Source organism: Nocardia sp. NPDC050799, assembly GCF_040654015.1.
In the GTDB taxonomy this organism is placed as follows: domain Bacteria; phylum Actinomycetota; class Actinomycetes; order Mycobacteriales; family Mycobacteriaceae; genus Nocardia.
Genome location: NZ_JBFAHF010000002.1, coordinates 64,431 through 83,163 on the forward strand (window position 1 = coordinate 64,431; position 18,733 = coordinate 83,163).

At 69.2% G+C, this 18,733-nt stretch carries 17 protein-coding genes and 1 pseudogene; 3 read left to right on the top strand and 15 right to left on the bottom strand.

The genetic code is table 11. The annotated features are described in order from the left end of the window. Window positions 1–7: 7 nt before the first annotated feature. The 7 genes from AB0H42_RS02890 to AB0H42_RS02920 form a co-directional block, all read right to left on the bottom strand. A complete protein-coding gene (locus AB0H42_RS02890) occupies window positions 8–1,927 on the bottom strand; it encodes a protein kinase (RefSeq protein ID WP_357048875.1) in 1,920 nt (639 codons plus the stop codon). Between the two features lie 97 nt (window positions 1,928–2,024). Continuing rightward, window positions 2,025–2,285 (bottom strand): hypothetical protein, encoded by a 261-nt coding sequence (locus AB0H42_RS02895; RefSeq protein WP_357048878.1) that lies wholly within the window; start codon window positions 2,283–2,285, stop codon window positions 2,025–2,027. Window positions 2,286–2,294: 9 nt separating this feature from the next. Continuing rightward, on the bottom strand, window positions 2,295–3,605 hold the full coding sequence (locus AB0H42_RS02900; RefSeq protein WP_357048880.1) for a S8 family serine peptidase: 1,311 nt from the start codon (window positions 3,603–3,605) through the stop codon (window positions 2,295–2,297). 242 nt (window positions 3,606–3,847) lie between these two features. Next, complete coding sequence (locus AB0H42_RS02905; protein WP_357048883.1) at window positions 3,848–5,158, bottom strand: AAA domain-containing protein; 1,311 nt, start codon at window positions 5,156–5,158, stop codon at window positions 3,848–3,850. Further along, complete coding sequence (locus tag AB0H42_RS02910; RefSeq protein WP_357048886.1) at window positions 5,155–6,633, bottom strand: hypothetical protein; 1,479 nt, start codon at window positions 6,631–6,633, stop codon at window positions 5,155–5,157. The genes AB0H42_RS02905 and AB0H42_RS02910 overlap by 4 nt, the downstream gene beginning before the upstream one ends. Then, entirely contained in the window at window positions 6,630–7,727 is a 1,098-nt protein-coding gene (locus AB0H42_RS02915; protein ID WP_357048889.1) for a hypothetical protein, read from the bottom strand. Before AB0H42_RS02915 ends, AB0H42_RS02910 begins: the two co-directional genes overlap by 4 nt. A gap of 1 nt (window position 7,728) precedes the next feature. Then, window positions 7,729–8,511, bottom strand: a complete 783-nt coding sequence (locus AB0H42_RS02920; protein WP_357048892.1) for a hypothetical protein — start codon at window positions 8,509–8,511, stop codon at window positions 7,729–7,731. Window positions 8,512–8,547: 36 nt separating this feature from the next. Between AB0H42_RS02920 and AB0H42_RS02925 the strand changes: the two genes are divergently transcribed. Beyond that, a complete protein-coding gene (locus AB0H42_RS02925) occupies window positions 8,548–8,706 on the top strand; it encodes a hypothetical protein (RefSeq protein WP_357048895.1) in 159 nt (52 codons plus the stop codon). Window positions 8,707–8,837: 131 nt separating this feature from the next. Here AB0H42_RS02925 and AB0H42_RS02930 read toward each other — a convergent pair whose 3' ends face one another. The 8 genes and pseudogenes from AB0H42_RS02930 to AB0H42_RS02965 form a co-directional block, all read right to left on the bottom strand. Then, window positions 8,838–10,079 (bottom strand): cation:proton antiporter, encoded by a 1,242-nt coding sequence (locus AB0H42_RS02930; RefSeq protein WP_357048897.1) that lies wholly within the window; start codon window positions 10,077–10,079, stop codon window positions 8,838–8,840. Window positions 10,080–10,106: 27 nt separating this feature from the next. Next, a complete protein-coding gene (locus AB0H42_RS02935; protein WP_357048900.1) occupies window positions 10,107–11,399 on the bottom strand; it encodes a cytochrome P450 in 1,293 nt (430 codons plus the stop codon). Window positions 11,400–11,771: 372 nt separating this feature from the next. Continuing rightward, a complete protein-coding gene (locus AB0H42_RS02940) occupies window positions 11,772–12,365 on the bottom strand; it encodes a hypothetical protein (RefSeq protein ID WP_357048903.1) in 594 nt (197 codons plus the stop codon). Window positions 12,366–12,412: 47 nt separating this feature from the next. Beyond that, window positions 12,413–13,909, bottom strand: coding sequence for an NAD(P)/FAD-dependent oxidoreductase (locus tag AB0H42_RS02945; protein WP_357048906.1), 1,497 nt, complete (start codon window positions 13,907–13,909; stop codon window positions 12,413–12,415). 463 nt (window positions 13,910–14,372) lie between these two features. After that, window positions 14,373–15,467, bottom strand: coding sequence for a hypothetical protein (locus AB0H42_RS02950; RefSeq protein ID WP_357048909.1), 1,095 nt, complete (start codon window positions 15,465–15,467; stop codon window positions 14,373–14,375). A gap of 157 nt (window positions 15,468–15,624) precedes the next feature. After that, a complete protein-coding gene (locus tag AB0H42_RS02955; RefSeq protein ID WP_357048912.1) occupies window positions 15,625–15,846 on the bottom strand; it encodes a hypothetical protein in 222 nt (73 codons plus the stop codon). A gap of 24 nt (window positions 15,847–15,870) precedes the next feature. Further along, window positions 15,871–17,082, bottom strand: a complete 1,212-nt coding sequence (locus AB0H42_RS02960; protein WP_357048915.1) for a CoA transferase — start codon at window positions 17,080–17,082, stop codon at window positions 15,871–15,873. 96 nt (window positions 17,083–17,178) lie between these two features. Continuing rightward, window positions 17,179–17,310: pseudogene (locus AB0H42_RS02965) on the bottom strand (alpha/beta hydrolase); the annotation flags it as partial. Window positions 17,311–17,389: 79 nt separating this feature from the next. On the opposite strand from AB0H42_RS02965, the gene AB0H42_RS02970 reads away from it, so the two are divergent. After that, on the top strand, window positions 17,390–18,088 hold the full coding sequence (locus tag AB0H42_RS02970) for a hypothetical protein (protein WP_357048918.1): 699 nt from the start codon (window positions 17,390–17,392) through the stop codon (window positions 18,086–18,088). An 85-nt stretch (window positions 18,089–18,173) separates the two neighbouring features. Then, the gene (locus tag AB0H42_RS02975; RefSeq protein ID WP_357048921.1) at window positions 18,174–18,710 is read left to right on the top strand and encodes a hypothetical protein; all 537 of its coding nucleotides are present in this window, start codon (window positions 18,174–18,176) and stop codon (window positions 18,708–18,710) included. Window positions 18,711–18,733: the final 23 nt, after the last annotated feature.

Sequence of the window (18,733 nt, forward strand, 5' to 3'; positions counted from 1 at the left end):
GCGACGATTATTGCCGGGGCCCGGTGGCGGCCGGGCCGGGGGTGGAGGTGGCGGGAGGCGAGGCGGGGGCGGTGGCGGGAACGTGGCCGGAGGAAGTGGAGATCGCGCTGCCCCGGGTCCGGGGCTGCTCGGTGGTGGCGCTGCTCGCGGCGGCGCTCGTCTCGTCGCCGGTACCGGTGGTTTCCGGCGGGGTCGCCGTCGTGGTCTCGCCGGCGGAGGGAGTGGTGGTGCTGGTCCCGGGGCCGGTGGTCGTGGTGGGGGAGGTCGACGTGCCGGTCGGTTCGGCGGTGGTGGTGGTCGGCGGCGCGGCGACACTCGTGGTCGGCAGCGGAGGTTCGGGAGGTGTGGGCTGTTGCTGGTCCACCGGGTCGCCCGCGGGTGCGGTGGGTGCCGGCTCCGCGACCGTGGTTCCCGGCCCGGCCGGGGGGTCGGACGGAACCACCGGCATCGAATGAGTTGCCGAAGGAGGCGGCTCTTGTCCGGGGAGCCCCGGCGCGGGGGTGGGCGTGATCTCGGCTGCCCGATTGCCGGGCACCGCGGTGGCCGGCACGTCAGACGGTGCCGTGGGTACCGGTGCGTCGGTGACCGTGGTGGTGTCCTCCCTGGTCAACGCCAGTGCCGACACGCTCACGACCGCTGTCACGAGCGCGGCCACCGCGGCCGCGGTCCTGGCCCGGGCATGAGATCGCGTCGCGGGCGGGATGTCGTTCGGCGTACCGAGGGTGGATGGGCGGTCGGGGGGTGGGGATGCGGCGGGTGAGAAACCGGGGGCGGGTGGGTGGTTGCCCGGTGAGAAACCGGTGCCGGGAGGGTTTTTACCGGGCGAGAAACCGGCCCCGGGAGGGTTGTTGCCCGGCGCGAAGTCGGCGAGTGGGTCGTCACCCGGCGAGCGGCCGGCGAGTGGGGTGGCGGCGGGCGGGAAGAGAGCGGGTGGCGTGGCAGCGGGGGCGGTGGCCGGTCCGCTGTCCAGCGACCAGAGGGGACTCGGTGGGTCGTCGACCGGCGAATTGTCCCTTCGCGAATCGACGCCCGGTGAATCGCTGTCCACCGCATTGTCGTCCGGCGGGTCGTCCCCCGCCGGGATGACGGCGGCCGGCGTGCCCGTTCGCGGGGCGTCGACCGGTACCAGTGCCTGCTGCGCCGCTGCCGCCAATTCCCCGGCCGACCCGTAGCGTTGGTCCGGATCCTTCGCCAACCCGCGCGCGACCACCACGTCGAAGGCGGGCGGCAGACCGGCGGCCGAGGGCAGCGGCGGACGTTCGGTGAGATGGGCGGTGATCTGCCGTTCCACGCTCTCGCCGGTATACGGTTTCGTGCCGGCCAGGCATTCGTAGAGGACGCAGGCCAGGGAGTACACATCCGAGCGCGCGTCGACCTGGTCCAGGGTGAGCCGTTCCGGCGCCATATAGGCGAGCGTGCCGATCATCGTGCCGGCGCGGGTGAGGGTGGTGTCCTGACTGCCGCGGGCGATTCCGAAATCGATGAGGTAGGCGAAACCTTCCGCGGTGATCAGGATGTTCGACGGTTTCACGTCCCGGTGTACCACCCCGCTCGAGTGTGCGGCATCGAGGGCCGCGGCGATCTGGGCGACCACGGCGACGGCTTCGGCGGCGGGCAGCGCTCCCTTGTCCGCGAGTAGTGAGGCCAGATTGGGGGCCTCCACCAGGCGCATCTCCAGGAACAGGCGGCCGTCGATCTCGCCGAAATCGTGGATGGGCACGATATGCGGTTCGTGCAGCCGGGCCACCAGCTGGGCTTCGCGCTGGAACCGCCGGCGATAGACGGTGTCCTGCGCGAATTCCCGCGACAGCACCTTTACCGCCACCATGCGCTCGGTCCCGGTGTCGTAGGCGCGGTGTACTTCCCCCATGGCGCCCGCCCCCAGTGGATCGAGCAGTCGGTAGCGACCGAACTCTGTACCTTCCACACCTTCCACGAGCTACGGATACCACATCCGGTGACCGATCACCGCACCCCGGCACCGGGGATGAGGCTGGAATCACGCTGGGACCAGGGGTTTTGGGTCAACGGCCCGGTTCGTCGCGTCCCATGGACCCGGCATCGTCCAGCGGTTCGACGGGCGGGTCCGCGAAGACCGTGGCCGCGCTACCGGTGGCCAGCCGCGCGGCCGCATTCGCGGCCACCCGGAGCGCGAACCGGCCGGTATCCGGATCGACCGCGATCAAACCGTATTCGCGGTCGACCTCGTCCTCGGCCAGGCCCAGCTCCCGCAGGGCGTCGGCCAGTACCGAGCCAGGGGGCAGCGAGACGGTCAGCAGCGGCATTTCCCCAGGTTACGCGCGGGCCGCGGCTTTCTGTAGCTCCGCGAGCAGGGCTCGGGGCTCGACGATGCCGTAACCGTAGTCGTAGTCGAATCCGGCGCCCGCCCGGTCGCCCGCGGTGCTGCGCAACAGTTCCCGCAAGCGGGCCGGCGGCACCTCGGCCGCCGTCCACCGGGTGCGGAAGGCGGCGACGACGCCGGCGAGAACCGGGCAGGCGGTGGAGGTGCCGGTATCGGGTGCGTCGGCGCCGAAGGCGGTGGAACCCAGGAAATGAGAGTAGGCGCAGAGATCGGGTTTGCGATCGGCGAGCCGGCCGGGACCCTGCGACGAATACCCGATCCGGTGACCGCCGGTGTCGACGCCACCGACCGACAGCACGTTCGGATGCGAATTCGCTCCGGTGATGGGCCGCTCGGGGTAGGCGCAGCGTCCGTCGGGGCAGTCCCGGCCGCAGTTTCCGGCAGCGAAGAGAATATCGGCGCCCGCCGCGTCCAACGAGGCGACGATGACGTTGAACGGGTGGGCGGGATTGTCGGAGTAGTTGCCCGGGTCGCCGACCGGAAAATCCCACTGCGGCGCGAACGAACCCCAGCTGTTGCTGATCACCAGGGCACGGCGGTCCTCTGGTTGCGCGGTCAGCACGGTACGCAGATGGGCGAACGCGGCGAGTGCGTCGGAGAGCAGACCGTCCATCCGGCTGCCGCCGGAGCGCGTGCTCTGCAACAGCGGGATATCGAGGAAGGTGGCCTGCGGCGCCGCGATGAGCGCGTCGAAGGCGCACATGGTGCCGTGGTCGACCGGGAATTCACCGGCGGCGCCGCGGACCCCGGCGGGATTCCAGCTCCGGGCGGCGTCGATCGCTATCGCGGCACCGGCGGCCCGCTGGACCGCCGCCGCATTGATCCCGGTGTCCAGTACGGCCACGGCTACGCCCGTACCCGTCAGCCCGGCGCCGGTGAGTTCGGCGCGGCCGAGCCGGTCGGCGACATCCGTCCAGGTGCCGACCGGGCCGGTGTCGCCGCAGGTGAGCACCGGTTCGATCACCGGGTCCGCGAAGATACCGGTCACGCCGGGGGCACCCGCCACCGCGGCCCGGGCGGCCGGGTCGTCATCGGGGATCTCACCGCGCACCAGGTACGAGCCGCCGTCCCCCCGTGAATCGCTGGCCGCCGTGGCAACGGGGACGGACACGGCGCCGTAGCCGGTGTCGACGGTGAAACCGGGGACCTCACCGGTGAGCGCGGTGGCGGAGATTCCGGCCGCGGAATCCGTTGCGGCGGAGATGAGTTCAGGGGAGGGGCGGAGCTCGATGAGGACTCGCATCCCGCCATAGTGCCCCGGTTACCGGCGGACGGCAATCGCTGCGCAACCGGATGCCCGGCAATGCGGTGTGCCGGACCGGCGCTTCCCGCGGGGCGGGCGCCGACCGCATGTGTCACCTTCTCACCGGCGCGAGCCGCATCGGACGAGTCGGCCCCTCCCGGGGCGACCGGGCCGGCGGGACCGTGGTCACCGGGTCGGCGCGGGCCCGCCGGTTCTACCGGTGTCGCGAGTCGTGGCCTCGCTCACCGGGCGTGGACGGGCGCGGCGATGCGATGCTCGGCCAGTCTGCCCAGCACGGCCTGGTTGGCCTCCCAGCCGTCGGGGAATTTCACCGGCACCCCGAGATAGACCGGTTCCGCGGAGGGGTGCGCGTCGAGGAGTTCGCCGATTCCGGCGCGGCCCACGACGATACAGGCGTGCCGGTGCCGGGACGCCAGCACGCACAACCGGCCGGCCTCCAGATGGAACGCACCCGCGTCGCGGCGGCCGGAGAGCGGGTGCAGGATGACGGTGACGTCGTATTCGCGGCCCTGCAGCCGGTTGGCGGTATCGACGGTGACCGTCTCCGCCACCGTTCCCGCCAGTGCGTCGCGTACCGCCTGGGCCTGGTCGCGGTGCGCGGTACCGACCGCGATACGGGTCGCGTCGATCTCGCGGCTACCGTGTTCGGAATGTGCGACGCCGCCGCGTTCCAGCAGCCGGCAGGTGAGATCGGCGATGGCGGTTACCGCTTCTCCGTCGGTCCGCAGCGTATGACGGGCGGGCAGTTCGTAGTACGCCCAGCCGTGCGCGGCGGCTTCGTCCAGGACGTCGTCCACCGGGCCACGCAGGCCGCGAGTGGTGAATTCGAGCCGGCGCTGTTCGGGGCGGGTTCCGGCGGCGAACGGCGCGAACGGATAGAAGGCCGAGGACACCACCGAGGCCGCCGAGGGCGGCAGCCGCCACGACACCGGCAGTGTGTGCACCGGGATACCGGCGTTGTGATTGAGCATCACCGCCACCGCGCTCATGGTCGGATCCCAGGACAGGCCCGCCCAGCGGTCGCCGTCGACGGTGGCGAACGGGTCCAGCTGGCCGGGGTCGCCGACGAAGAGCCCGCGTTCGAACCGGTTGGCGATCCGCAGCAACATATCCGAGCGCATCTGGTAGGCCTCGTCGACGATCGCATACGACCAGCGCCCCTCGTCCAAGGTCGCCCATTTCGCGGCGGTGCCGATTACGATCGCGCATTTCTCCAGATCGGCGGGCCGGTTGGCCACCTCGACATTGTCGCGGTCGATCCGGGCGCTGCGGCGGTAGTCGCCGGCGGACAACCGCCCGATCAGCAGGGCGGGGTCGGCGGTGGCGAGCCGATCGATGAGGTCGTCGACCTGTTCGTTGGTCTGCGCCACGATCATCCGCTGTTCGTCGTCGGCCGCGGCCAGCTGCCGGGCCGCGCGCACCACCAGGGTGGATTTACCGGCGCCCGGCGGGGAATCCACGACCAGGGCGCGATGGGCGGCGTTGTCGAGGTCGGCGAGGATCCGGCCGACCACCTCGTCCGCGGTGCTCATGACCAATCCTCCGCGAGTTCGAGGGAGGGTTCCGGCGGCGGGCCGCCGTGGGTCCACGGGGTCTCCTCCCGGGGCGGGAGTTTGGCGGGCGGCCCGCCGAAACCGCTGGGGGAGAAGCGGGCGAAGCCGATCGCGTCGCCCTCCTCGGGGACACTGCCGGCGGCGGGGTTCTTGCCCTGCCCCATCCCGCTGACCAGTTCCAGCTGGATCATATCTTCCTCCACCGCGACCACCTCGGCCTTCTGCGCGGGCCGGTCGATCCGGATCAGGGTTTCCCCGACGCGGGCCCGGAACGGGTCGGCGGTATGTACCCACAGATAGGGGCGCGGTACCTCGCGGGATTTCGGTTTTGCCCGCCGCTCCGGTTCGCATCCGCTGACCGTGCCCTGGAACGCTTCCCCGACGAGCCGGTATTCGATCAGGACCCGGGGGTCGTCGAAGGCGCGCTGTGCCTGGAAGGTGTCCAGTGCCTGTTCCTGTTTGAGCAGCCGGCGGGTCGCCGATACCGCCGAATCGCGGCGGGCCTGCGGATATCCCTCCGGGATATCGGCCACGAACCAGGAGAACGCGCCGCGGTCGTCGGTCCACCGTTTGGCCACGCTCGCGCCTTCCGGCAGGGCACGCAGCAGTTCCACCGCCCGCCACATCAACTGCCAGGTCGGCTCCAGTTGTCCGCGCAATGCCTGTTCGAGCCGTTCGGCGGCCACGACCTTCGCCCATTCGTGCTCGGCGCCGTCGTAGGCGGCGATCAGGGGTGCCAGCTCCTCGTTGTCGAAACCGGGGTCGGTGGCCGGGCCGGCGGGCGGATAGGCCAGCGGATCCTCGGCCAGCGCGGCGGCCTCCGGCCCCGTCATCCCGGCGGGCGGGTCGATCCAGCCGAGCAGGGCGGCGAGGTTACCGTCCTCGAGCGCGGACTGCCCGGAGGCCCAGTGGGTGGTGAGTACGGAGGTCATCGCCAGGCACACACTGGATCCCGGGAAATCGGACCGGTCACCGAACCAGGTGAGCCAGCGGCCGAGCAGCGGAAGAGATTCCGGGACCGCGTTCTCCCCCTCGGTGCGATGAAATCGCACCGACCGGCCCAGCAGACGCAGGAATTCGGCGCCACCGGGATTGGGCACCAGCAGCTGCGGTGCGTCCAGGTAACGCAGGTAGGCCTCGCCGGTCGATTTCACCGTCAGTTCCTCGGCGTCCTCGCAGAACGACGAGATATAGGGCAGCACCCGGTCGGCGAAGTGTTCGATGAACCGCAGGCGCAGCACCCGGTCGCGGGGCTGGGCCACGATCAGCACGGTCATCTCGTGCGGGGACGAGCCGAGCGCGACCGCCAGTGGCGCCGCGGCCTCACCGGCCAGCCGTAGCGGCACGAGTACGAGGGGACGGTCCGAGAGGTGGTAGTGCCGCCGGTCGGCGATGGGTTCGGCGCGACCGCTGCGTACCGCGGTCACTTTCGCCAGCGCGCTGAGCACGCTCATCGGGCAACCTCCAGGCGCAGTGCCCGCGCCCGGCGGAGCATCTCCGCGATATCGGCGTGTTCGGGGGCCGGGTCCAGGGTGCCGTCGGCCAGGGCGAGCACCGTATCGAGGTTGTCGATACCGCCGAGGTCGTCGCATACGCCGCGGCCGAGAGTGTCCACCGAGCCCTGGGTCCGGGCCTCGGAGCGGCAGGCGAAAGCCAGTTCACAGCTGGACATGCATTCCGGGGCATAGCGCGACGGTATCGCCGCGACGGCGCCCGGCAGCCCGTCGCCGGGTGTGAACGAGGCGCCGGGCGGGACCAGATCGAGCAGGGTGTCGATCGAGGTGAGCCGGGACAGCTGGCGTCCGATCACCGCGAGCTGTTTACGCAGATCCACCAGTGCGGCGGTCGGGCGGTTGGTGAAGTCCCGGGCACACACCAGGATCGAATTGTGCGCAACCAGCTCCGGGGACTGCCCGAGTTCGCGCAACAGCTCCCGCATGGCCAGGACGTAGACCGCCGACTGCCGGGCCGCCGAGGCCACCTGCGCGGGATCGGCCTGTCCGTCGACGACGGCGAACGATTTGATCTCCACCACGTGGAACAGCCCACCGATCTGCAGGGCCACCACATCCGGTTCCAGATAGGCGGTGGCGCCGGCGATCTCCAAGCGCAGCATCGGGTGATCGAACAGGGTGCCCTGGCCGGAGCTCAGCGCTTGGCCGAGGAGCTGTTTGGTGCGCTGGTAGCGCACCGAATTACTCGCGTTGTCGCCGACGGTCTCCAGATCGTGGTAGCCGACCTCCGGGATGGTCAGCCCGAGTTCTTCGCGCAGCAGCCGCAGCAGTTCGGCGCAGCCGTGCGCCTTCACCATGGCCTCGAAGCTGTTGCCGCGAGTGATCGCGAACGGCGACTGACCGAATTTCGGCGGGAAGCCCAGTTCCCGGGCGATCACGGTTTTGTCCACCGCCGCGGCGTCCAGCAGCGCCCGGCGCGCGCAGCCCGGATTGGCGGTGAGCGCGGCGATGGTCCGGGCATTGTGCCGGGTGACCGGGGCGTCGCCGCGCAATTCGTCGAGCCGGTTGGTCAGTGTCTTCTCGGCTAGCGTCATCTCAGGCCCCGTTCCGTCGCCGGTCGGCTACCGCGAGCCGAACGCCGAACAATTGCGCCGCGGGATCCGCCAGTTGCCGCACCGCCCGCTCCGCGGCGTCGGCCCGCTGCTGTGTGTCGTCGTCTCTGTGCACCTCTAGTTCCCGTTCCGCGGCCGCCCGTACGATCTCCGGGTCGATGCTCTTCCCGTCGGTCGCGCCGGGGATGGACACCGCCAGCTGCCACAGCACGCGTTGCCCCGCGGGTGTGCTCCCGTGGTCGATCATGTGCCGGGCCAAGCGGATGGCTCCGCTGAGCAGGTCCACCCGTGGACTCAACGGCCCGACCATACGCTGGGCCGGCGACCATGTGCTCACGGCCAGCAGGCCGCGGGCCGGGGCCAGTAGGTCGGTGGTCATGGCGGCGCAGATGTAATACGGGCGGGCGTAGGGCGCCGCCCGGAAGGACCGCTCCTCGTCGCGGCGCAGGCTGGTGAGCCGTGCCGGGACCAGTTCCCCGGAGAAGAACGCGTCGTGCACGGCGAGTACCAGTTTGGGGGCGGCGGGCACCGACAGCAGGGTGAGCGCGCGATGTACGTGCTCACGGACCGGTACCGCCGCCGTCGACTGCCGGGCCGGCGCGGGTGTTTCCGGGGCCCCGAGAACCGCGGCGTCCCATTCCGTTTCGGCGGCCCGGAGTTGGGCGCGTAACCGGCGGGCCGCGGTCCGGTCGCCGGATCCGGCGGCCCGGCGCACCTGCGCGCGTAACTCGGCTATGCGCGCTTCGAGCGCCTCGGCGGTGGGCATGGGGTGAAATGTAGGGGGCAATTCCAGGGAAGTCCAGTGAATGCCAGTATTTGCCGGTATATGTCGCTGCGCGGGCGGGTTCTCCGGGCTCCCCGCGAAATACTTTTGGGTGTGGGCTTCGACTATGACACCGCCCGCGAACTCGCCGGGGCGGCCGCGATCGGGCTGAAGGTCCCGCGCGCCGCCATGCTCTGACCGGCCCGACGAGGTCGCTCGGCGGCGGGCCGCGCCGCACCCGTAGGTTCCGGGCGGACCCGGGCGGGCCTTCGCGCGGCCATGTGCCCGGCTGCCCGGTAGCGGACCAGAAGAACCGGCTCACGCGCTTCTCAGGCCGGTGCCGCGGGCGTGGTCCGGCCTTCGCTCGGTGGTGTTTCGGGGCGTTCCCGGCCGAGCTCCGGCGGTGGGGGCCGCCGTACGCCGAACACGGTCAGCAACGGTCCCGTCATCGCCGTGGTGACGAGGGCCATCAGCACCAGGACGGAATACAGCTGGGTGTCGATGACGCCCAGCGTCAACCCGACATTGAGGATGACCAGTTCGGTCAGGCCGCGCGTGTTCATGAGCGCCGCCAGCGCACCCGCGGTGCGGCGGTCCAGACGACACAGCCGGGCGGCGAGATACGTTCCGCCGATCTTGCCCGCGACGGCCGCGGCCACGATCACCACGGCCTCGCCGATCGCGGCCCGGTCCAGGCCGCTCAGATCGACGCGCAGCCCCGCGACCACGAAGAACGCCGGCAGGAAAAGGCTGCTCACCAGCTGGGCGCCCGGTTCGGCCCGGGGGCGTTGCGAGCGGGGGAAGATCACACCGAAGAGGAAGGCGCCGAAGATCAGGTGCAGCCCCATCCATTCGGTGACGGCGGCGGCGGTCATGGCCCCGCAGACCGCGAACAGGACCGTCGCCGTCTCACCGCGTTCGGCGGTGACGGCGCGCGCCAGCACCGGGCGCACGACCCCCCACAGCACGGCCACCAGCGGAACGACCAGCAGCAGCCGCCAGTGATCGTCGAACTCCGGCCGGGCGGACGCGAAGACCAGGGCCAGCGCACACCACGCGAAGATATCCACCACGGCGGCGCCGGCCAGTCCGAGCTGGCCGAGGCGCGTGGTGAACAGCCCGCGGTCCTGCAGTATCCGCGCCAGGACCGGGAAGGCGGTGACCGCCAGCGCGCATCCGAGGAAGAGGGGGAACGCGAGCCGGTTGCCGTCGTGGTGGCGTGCGAGCGGCCCGAGCGCGAGTACGCACCCGAGCAGGAACGGCGTGGCGAACGCGGCGACGGCGATTCCCAGGATCGACCGGCCGCTCCCGGCCAACCGGTCGCGGTCGATTTCCAGGCCGGCCAGGAACATGAAGATCACCACGCCGATATCGGCCAGCGCGGTCAGCTGCGGCTGCACCTCTACCGGGAAGATCGCCTCCGACAGGCCGGCGCCGAGGATGGTGGGCCCGGCCAGGATGCCGGCCGCGATCTCGCCGATGACAGCGGGCTGACCGAGCCGCCGGGCCAACCCGCCGAGCAGGCGGGCGGCCACGATGATGAGGACGAGATCGGCCAGCAGGAAGATCATGGGAGCGGCTCGGCAATCCTGGCAGTGCTACATCGCGGGCAGCGGGGGAGCGGGCTCGAAGACCACGGGCAACCCGGCCAGTGCCCGGTGGAACGGACCCGGCCGCCACACCAGTTCCTGCCGGGTATCCAGGCCCAGATCGGGGATGGCGTTGAGCACGACATCGATCGCGCTGCGTACGGCGGTGCGGGCCAGTGATTGCGCCGGGCAGGCGTGCGGTCCGACACTCCAGGCGAGGTGGGACCGGTTACCGACGAAACTGCCACCGGGGGTGTCCAGGTCGTTGCGGATCTCGGGGTCGTTGTTACAGGCGGAGAGGCTGATGACCACCGGCTGGTGGGCGGGCAGCCAGGTATCGGCGACCGGGATGGGCTGGCGCGGGTAGGTCGTGCAGAAGTTGGCCATCGGCGGGTCGTTGAAAAGGACGTTGTCGATGGCGTCGTCGGTCGACAGGTTGCCCCCGAAGGTGTCCCCGGGCCCATACTGCGGCTCGGTGATCATCAGCAGCAGCGCGTTGGTGATGAGGTTGCGCTGCGCCTCGAAACCGGCCCCGTAGAAGCTCATCAGTTGCGCGAAGACCTCGACGTCGTCGAGCGCGGTGGTGTGTTCGGCGAGCCGCGAGGTGGCATCGTTGCCCGGCCGATCGCGCTTGAGTTGGATCAGTTCCATCAGCGCGGATTTGAGGATCCCCATACCCTCCTCGGCCCGCACGGTGTCGAACCGCGCGGCCATACCCGCCGCGATCCGCCTGCCGATATCGTCGGGGCAGCCGCAGATGTGATTGATGATCTCCAGCGCCAAGGGGAAGGCGTACTGATTCATCAGATCGGCGGTGCCGTTCTCGCAGAAGTCGTTGATCAACGGCGTGGCGATACGCTCGACCGTATACGGCAACGCGTTGAGGTCCACGCCGTCGATGCTGTCGGCGGATGCCTGCCGATAGCGGGCGTGGACGTCACCGACGTTGTACCGGGCGGCCGGGAACCATTTCATCATCGGCAGCACCGGAGAATCCTGCGGCACCGTTTCCTGCCAGTACCGGGGGTCTGCCGGGAAGTGGTCGGGGTCGTTGAGGATACGCACGGCGATCTTGTGGTTGATCACCAGTGTGGCCGGCACACCGGGGGCCAGATCCACCGGAACCAACGACCCGAACTGTTCCCGCATCGCGCGGTACGCACGATGCGGGTCCGTGGCGAATTCTTGCGTGTACATCGGGTAGCGCGGGCTCGGGGGTTCGGCGACCGGTCCGGGAGTTGCGGGATACGCCCCTGTCGTCATCGACGACTGCGACAGGGGGATATGGCGTGGTGTGGACAAGGGTATGACTCCAGTTACGAGACTCGAACGAGATGTGATTCGGCGCGAGCTCGTCGTGCGGACTCGTGCGCCCTGGCTGTTTGTTCCCCCACAAATTTCACTGACTACAGCACGGGCAAACGTGTCGCACGGCCGCGGCAGTTTTCGGTGAGGTCGAGTCGTTCGCCATCCCGTTCATGCACCGGTCGATCGGTGGTCGGGTATCGCTGTTCGGGGCAATTCGCCATGGTTTGCGGCCGTCGGGCACGGCCGGGCCCATGGAATTGTCACAGCGACAGCGTGTTTCATGCGTGCCTCTCGTCAGTTCGGGCAAAACTATAGTCCGTGCAGGCGATATCGCAATCGCTGGGTGGATGCTGGGCGCGGGTCCGATCACTCCGCGCCGGGGCGCACGGAATCGGGTTCGTCATTCCAGTCCAGACCTTCGCCGAGGTCGGAGTCGTGCTCGGGGGATACGATCCCAGGGTTGAATGTTTCGCGGATATAGCAGAGCGGCTGATCGAGGAGCAGGACGTAGGCCCGTGCCGCGCACAGGCGCCCATCCGGCCACCGCGCCAGGCCGACCCGCAGGATGCGGCGCCGCTGTGCGACGCCCCGCGACATCAGACTGCGTCCGATGGGACTGCCGAGATCGTCCACGCCGTAGATATTCGCCCGCCCCCGCGCGGCGACGACATAGTTCACGGAGACGGTCAGCTCCCCGTGTACCAGCCGGGATCTGCGGACGAGGACCCGGTCCTGCCCCGACAGGCGGAGCGCGTCGAGCACCGTGCCGGGTAGCCCGGCGGCGCTCGCGTCGTGCTGGCACACGACCCGGACGCTGAGGTCGGCGTCGACTATCGCCTCCAGCGCCGGAGTGGTGTAGCCGTCGTGGGCGAGCAACGCCCGGGTGAGTGGATTTCGGAAGCCCGGACCACCGGGCGGGACGGCCCCCGGTGGTCCGGGAAGCAGGGGCGCAGCGGTCACTGCGGCCCCCGCACTCGGGTACTCATGAGATCGTTCCGAGCCTTCGATCAGTCGGCCGCGCCCGCGGCGGTGAGGGGTGGCAGGACCGGACGGGTGACGGCGTCCTTCTCGGCGGCGCTGCGGGCACCGCTGGTGAGACCCAGGACCGGCGCGGTGGTGATACGGATATCGCCCATCGTGGTGTCCGCGCCGAGCGGATCGCGCCAGATGTTCCAGACCGGAGACATATCGAGATGGCCCATGTACTCGATATTGGCGCCCTCGGCGTACTCACCGTCGCGGAAGCCCTCGGCTTCACCGACGATGGTGCTGGTCGCCGTGCGGGTCTGCGTGCCGGAAGTCTCCTCCACGTCGGTCAGGCCGGCCATGATCCTGGTGAAGGACTGCTCGTTGGTATCGCTTTCGTGTTCCTCGGTGAGGGTGCTCGCGTGCGCGAAGTATTCCTTGGATCCGATGTAGTCCTTGTACATACGGGAGACCAGGGTCAGGAACCGCTCGTAGGCCCGTCGATAGGTGTATTCGTGGAAGGCCAGGGCGTCGGCTTCGCTCATCTCGCCACGCAGGTAGGTCGCGATGGACGCGGCCGCGGTGAGCCCGCCGTAGGTGGCCAGGTGCACACCCGTGGACAGCAGCGGATCGAGGAACAGCGCGGAGTCGCCGACCAGCGCGTAGCCGGGACCCCAGAGCCGGTCCGAGACATAGGAGTAGTCCTGCTCGGCGCGCACCTCGGCGATCTGTTCCGCACCGTCGACCAATTTCTGCATCGCCGGAGTGTCGCGGATGATGGCGTGGTAGTAGGCCTCCCGTGAGCCGTATTCGCGGACCCGTTCGGCGGCGATCTTGGTGGAGATCACGTAGCCGACGCTGTGTTTCCCGCTCGCGAGCGGAATGTTCCAGAACCAGCCGCCCTCCGGGGTGGATACGACGTTGATCGCGCCTTCCGGACTGTCCGGATGCAGCCGGGCGCCCGTCCAGTACGACCAGATCCCGATATTGCGGAACCCGTTGTGCACGCGACGCATCTTGAAATGTTTCGCCAGCAGCCCGGCGCGGCCCGACGCGTCGACCAGGAAGTCGAACTCGGTGGTCCGGACCGTGTCTTCGCCGGCGAGTACCCATTCGACCGCGGTGGGGCGTTCGTCGTCGTCGAAGACAACGCGCTTCACCGTGGCGCCCTCGATCACCTCGGTGCCCTGGTCGGCGGCGTTGCGTAGCAGAATCTCGTCGAATTCGGCACGGTCGACCTGCCACGACCAGGCCTCGGCATCCACCAGTGCGGCCCAGTTCAGCAACCAGGTGTCGTCCTGCCACTGGAAATACCCGCCGCGTTTCACCTGGAACCCGTGCGCCGCCACCTTGTCGTAGGCGCCCGAGAGGCGAAGCGTCGACAGTACGGAAGCCAGCAGCGACTCTCCGATGTGATAGCGGGGGAACGTATCCCGCTCCAGGAGGGTCACCCGAATTCCCGCCCGGGCGAGCAGTGCTGCCGTGGTCGACCCGGCCGGGCCTCCGCCGATGATCAGAACATGCGGATTGTGCGCCATAGCTGACTCCTGGATCAACTGAACGAACCATGAGGTCCGCCACCGGCGGCCGGACCGACCGGGGTCCATGGCCCGGAATCGCGATGCCGCAAGTGGTTTGAACAGAATGGCGCCTAGGAGAGTGTATCAGCGCACGCACAATTGTGCGTGCATCCGCACCACGTATCTGCACGAACAATAAAGAGCTTTAAGCCCCGTCGGCCCACCGCAGGACCCCGGCCGAGTCGCCTGCACAGCCTGTCCCTGCGGCCGCCGCAGGCCGCGGCTGCACACGCGGTCCGGTGGGGGCTGCGGCGAGGGTCGGAGTCCGAATGTGCGGTCCGGCGGAGGCTGCGGCGAGGGTCGGAGTCCGTACATGCGACCCGGCGGAGGCCGAAGCGAAGGCGAAGGTATCGCCCCACCTGGCGGTATGAACACCCGCCGGGTGGGGCGTGTCGGGATCGAACGGCGCTCGGCCGGCGGATCAGCCCCGGCTGCTGCCCTCCGGTGCCCGGACGAGCGACGCGATGGTCGCGGCACCCTGTTCGGCCTCCTCGGCCTTGTTGCGGCCGAAACCGCACGCGGCGGCCACCCCGTAGGCGGTGGTTTCGCGGGCCTGCTCGAATAGCGACAGTGCCTGCGCGCTCCGGTCGGGGTCGTCGGTGGAGACCACACCCGCGATCACTCGCCATTCGGGCCCGAGTGCGCGCAGCGGCGCGTAGAACTCGGGGTCGACCGGCGCGGGGTGGGCGCCGTACGCGCACGGGATGTGCACCCGGGGAACAGGCACTCCGCGTTCGGTGAGGCGGCGTCCGGTACGGCTGAGCAGGGCGACGGCGGGTGCCAGGTTCTTCGGGCTGAGCAGGCTCTCGTGCTGATAATCGCCGTAGCACAGGTGCACGATGGTCTCGGTCTCGATACCGTGCTCACGATCGACCTCGTGCACCTTCTCCAGAAACCCGGCGAGTTGTCCCGCGACCGCCGGCGCCAGTGCCCACAGCGCCCCCAGTTGCTGCGCCTTGACCATGCTCAGCAGCGAGATCGGGGTTTCCACCTGCCAGACGATCAGATCGCCGTGCCGGCGGCGTACCTCACGCATCTCCTGCAGCACCGACTCGGTGAACACCGGGAGATTCCGCAATGCGGTGAGTGCCAGATTCGACCGGCGCAACGCCAGTCCGACCGGCAGGCCGGTGGCCACGGCGCCACCGGCGTGGACGAACATGGCGAGATCCAGCGGATGGGGCTGGCTGAGCTGCAGTTTGGTTCCGGCCAGTTCGGGCCGGTCGCGTAGGAACGACTCGAAGGCCGTCACCACTTCGCCGATCCGCTCGACCCGGTTCATCGAGACATCTCGCGGTTCGAGGGTCCGCCCGGCCCGGACGCCGTAGGTGGGGAAATCGGAGTAGCCGTCGAATCCCCCCGGGCGCAACACCTCCAGGGCGTCGGTGCGGTTCCCGAGGTCCTGGAGGTACGCCAGGATCCAGTCGGGATCCAGATCGCAGGGGATCGCGGTGACGGGACGGCCCTCGGTGTGCGCCGCGAACCAGTCCAGGACGCCACGATCACCTCCGGTCATCAGTTCAGCGGGGAGGCTACCTACAAAATGCGCGTACCTGGTCATGCGTCACTCTTCCGTCGCCCGGCAGGAAGACGACCGGCCCGGAGCCGATCGCCCGAGGCGGCCGACACGCATCCGGCCGATCGTCGACGACGACAATGTGCCGCATGGTGTCTCACGCCACTCTCCGATGATAGCCGCTGGGCATCGTCGAGCGGGCCGCTCTCGGGGACCGGGACCGGCGGATCGCCTCGCCTGCCGGACGGTCGCGCCGGATGCGCTGATCCTGGAGTGCGGCCTCCGAACGGCGCATCACCTCGGTGTCCAGTTCCTGGATCTGGATCGTGACCCCGTCGGGGTCGGTCAGCCGCAGGCCGCGCCCGAAATTCTCCGCCACCGGTTCCGGGGTGTATCCGGCACGCTAGACGATCCCCTGCGACCGCAGCGCCGCCACCTCGGCCGCGGATTTCCCGAGCAGACCGGAGTACACCTCGTCGTTGTGCTGCCCCGGACGCGCCGACCCGGCATTGCGGATGGTCCCCGGGGTCGCCGACAGCACGGGTACGACACCCGGGCCCTGCACATTCCGTTCGATGCGCTCGTCGTAGTGGTCGGCGATCATGCCGCGCGCGTTCAGTTGCGGGTCGGTGACCACCTCGGCGACGGTGTTGATGGGCCCGCTGATCACGCCGGCTTCGCCGAGCGTCGCGATGATCTCCCCGGGCTGTCGCCGTGCCGCCCATTCGCCGATGATCGCATCGAGTTCGTCCTGGTTGCGTCCGCGTGCGGTGTGGTTCGCGAACCGATCGTCGGTGGCCAGCTCCGGTTGGTCCATCGCCGCGCAGAGCCGGCGGAATACGGTGTCCTGGTTGGCCGCGATCACCACCCAGCTCCCGTCGGCGGTGCGGTAGATATTGGACGGCGCGATACCTTCCAGCCGGGTACCCGACGGACCGCGGACCACACCGCCGATGTCGTAGTCGGGGATGGTGGACTCCTGCACCGCCAGGCAGGCCTCGGTGAGCGCCGCGTCGACGATCTGCCCCTCCCCGGTGACGGTGCGCCGGTACAGCGCCGCCAGCGCTCCCTGGGCGGCGAACATCCCGGCCAGACTGTCGCCGAGGGAAAGGGCGAGCCGCGGCGGCGGGCCGCCCGGGAAACCGTTCATATGGCGCAGGCCGCTGGCTGCTTCGGCGACCGAGGCATATCCGGCCTTGCGGGCTTCCGGGCCGGTCTGCCCGTACCCGGATACCCGGACCAGGATGATGCCCCGATTGCGTTCCCGCAGTACGTCGTAGCCGAGACCCCATCGTTCCAGCGTGCCGGGGCGCAGGTTCTCCACGATGATGTCGGATTTCGCGGCGAGTTCGAGGAACAGGTCCCGGCCCGCGTCCTCCCGCAGGTTGAGCGTGACGGCTTTCTTGTTGCGCGCGTGCACGGTCCAGAAGAAATGATGTCCGTCGAGTTCGGCCTGACCCCAGGTGCGCAGCGGGTCCGGGGCGTCCGGGGGCTCGAGTTTGATGACCTCGGCGCCCATATCGCCCAGGAGGCGGCCGGCGAAGGGGCCGGAGATCAGCGTACCGATCTCGAGTACCCGGATACCGTCGAGAGCACCGGTTGTCGCGGAGTCCATCGCGGCATTATCTCCGGTGGCCACGGGAGCGGGACCGAGGGGTGGTGCGGAAGCGCCACGCGCTGCGCTCCCGCCGGGCCGGGGAGCGCGGCGGGGTCACGCGGCGGGCCCCAGGTCGCGGGCGCGCAGCCGGCCGTCGACGAGCGCGATCGCCTTCGCCAGCGGCTCACGCTGGTCGGGGCCCAGGTAGTAGTGGTTGGCGCCGGGGATCTCGTGCAATTCCTTGTCCGCGCAGCCGCCGGACGTGCGGTCGCACAAGTCGAATATGGAGACTGCGACCACCTGTGCTCCTTTCGGCATGGCGGCAGTGGCTATCAAGGAAGCCACCGCTTTCAATCTCGCGAGTTCTATCAAAGGAGCGCTGTCGGCCATCAGAGAGGCGGACAGTGAGGGGGCCGAGAGTTTCGCGCGCCTGTTGGAAGATCTCTCCGAGACGGTCAAGACGCAACTGGTCGCCACGCCGGACGACCCCTACCTTGCATGGATTCTCAGCGAATACCAAACCGACTCCTCGGAGGGCGAACCCCGGCTCTGGCCCGAAGGATGGATGCTGACGGCGATGCGCGCATACGATTCGAAGTTCGAGCCGAACATGATGACAGCGGAGGAGATCGAGGCGCTGGAAGACCTTTTCACCGAGCAGGGGCCGCTCGCGGCCTACCGGCAGGCGAACATGGTCGACGAGGCGAGGGCCGCCGCGACGGAGAGTTTCCCCGAATCGCTCGATGACGGTCACGGCGATGCATTCCGGCATATCTATTGGAATGCGCGGATGACCCAGGAGTTCGGTGAGGACTGGACTCAGACCTACGCGACAGCCCATGAGAAAAGTGGCGGCAATCCGCCCAATCGTGAGGCGTGGACCTGTTCAACAATCAGGTCGGCCGCGAGCTCGGCGCCCAATATCCGGACGCGTCACCCGAAGAGTTGCAGGAGATCATCAAGAGCAGGATCGAGACCGGAGGCGTACTGGTCATGGCACCGAACGGTCAGGGTAGTCCGGTGATCACCTGGAGTAATACGGTGTCGGAGTCCGAGACGGCGATCGCGCCGGGCGTCGACGTACCCCTTCCTGGACAGCGGTGAGGACGATGCGGAAATTGTCAGCGGTGTCGGTGGCCTCCGTGGTCTTTGCGATCTCCGGATGCGGCGTAGCCGACAGGGTGGCCGGGAGTGAGGAAGACGGCCGGTCCTGTGTCTCCAGTTTCAATGTTTCGCTGAGCACTCAGAATCTGGGCCCGGAGGCCCGGTTCGAAGAGGCGCTGGAGACCGCGGCCACAGGCGCGAACCCGACGACACTGCGTCAAGTGGCCGACGTGGCCGGGTGGGCCGGCTCCTGGGACACAGTGGTGGATCTCTACCCGGGCATCACCCAGCAGGATCTGGACCGGATCACCGGCTTGCTCGAAACCTGCTGGCGGGAATTGCCGCTGGACGACGATGCGGAGGGCCGGTCCGGCCTCTACCTGTTCTTGGATCGGGGCAAGCCGGTGGAAACCGTTTCGTGGCTCGGATACCGCAAATACCTGGTGTTTCCTGATAGCGGTTCCCTTCATGACGACACCGAACTAGTTCCCCGGCGGGGCCGGACCACAATCGGACGGGTGCTGGCGCCCGCCGGGGCGTAAGCGATCCGGGAGCCGTATCGGTC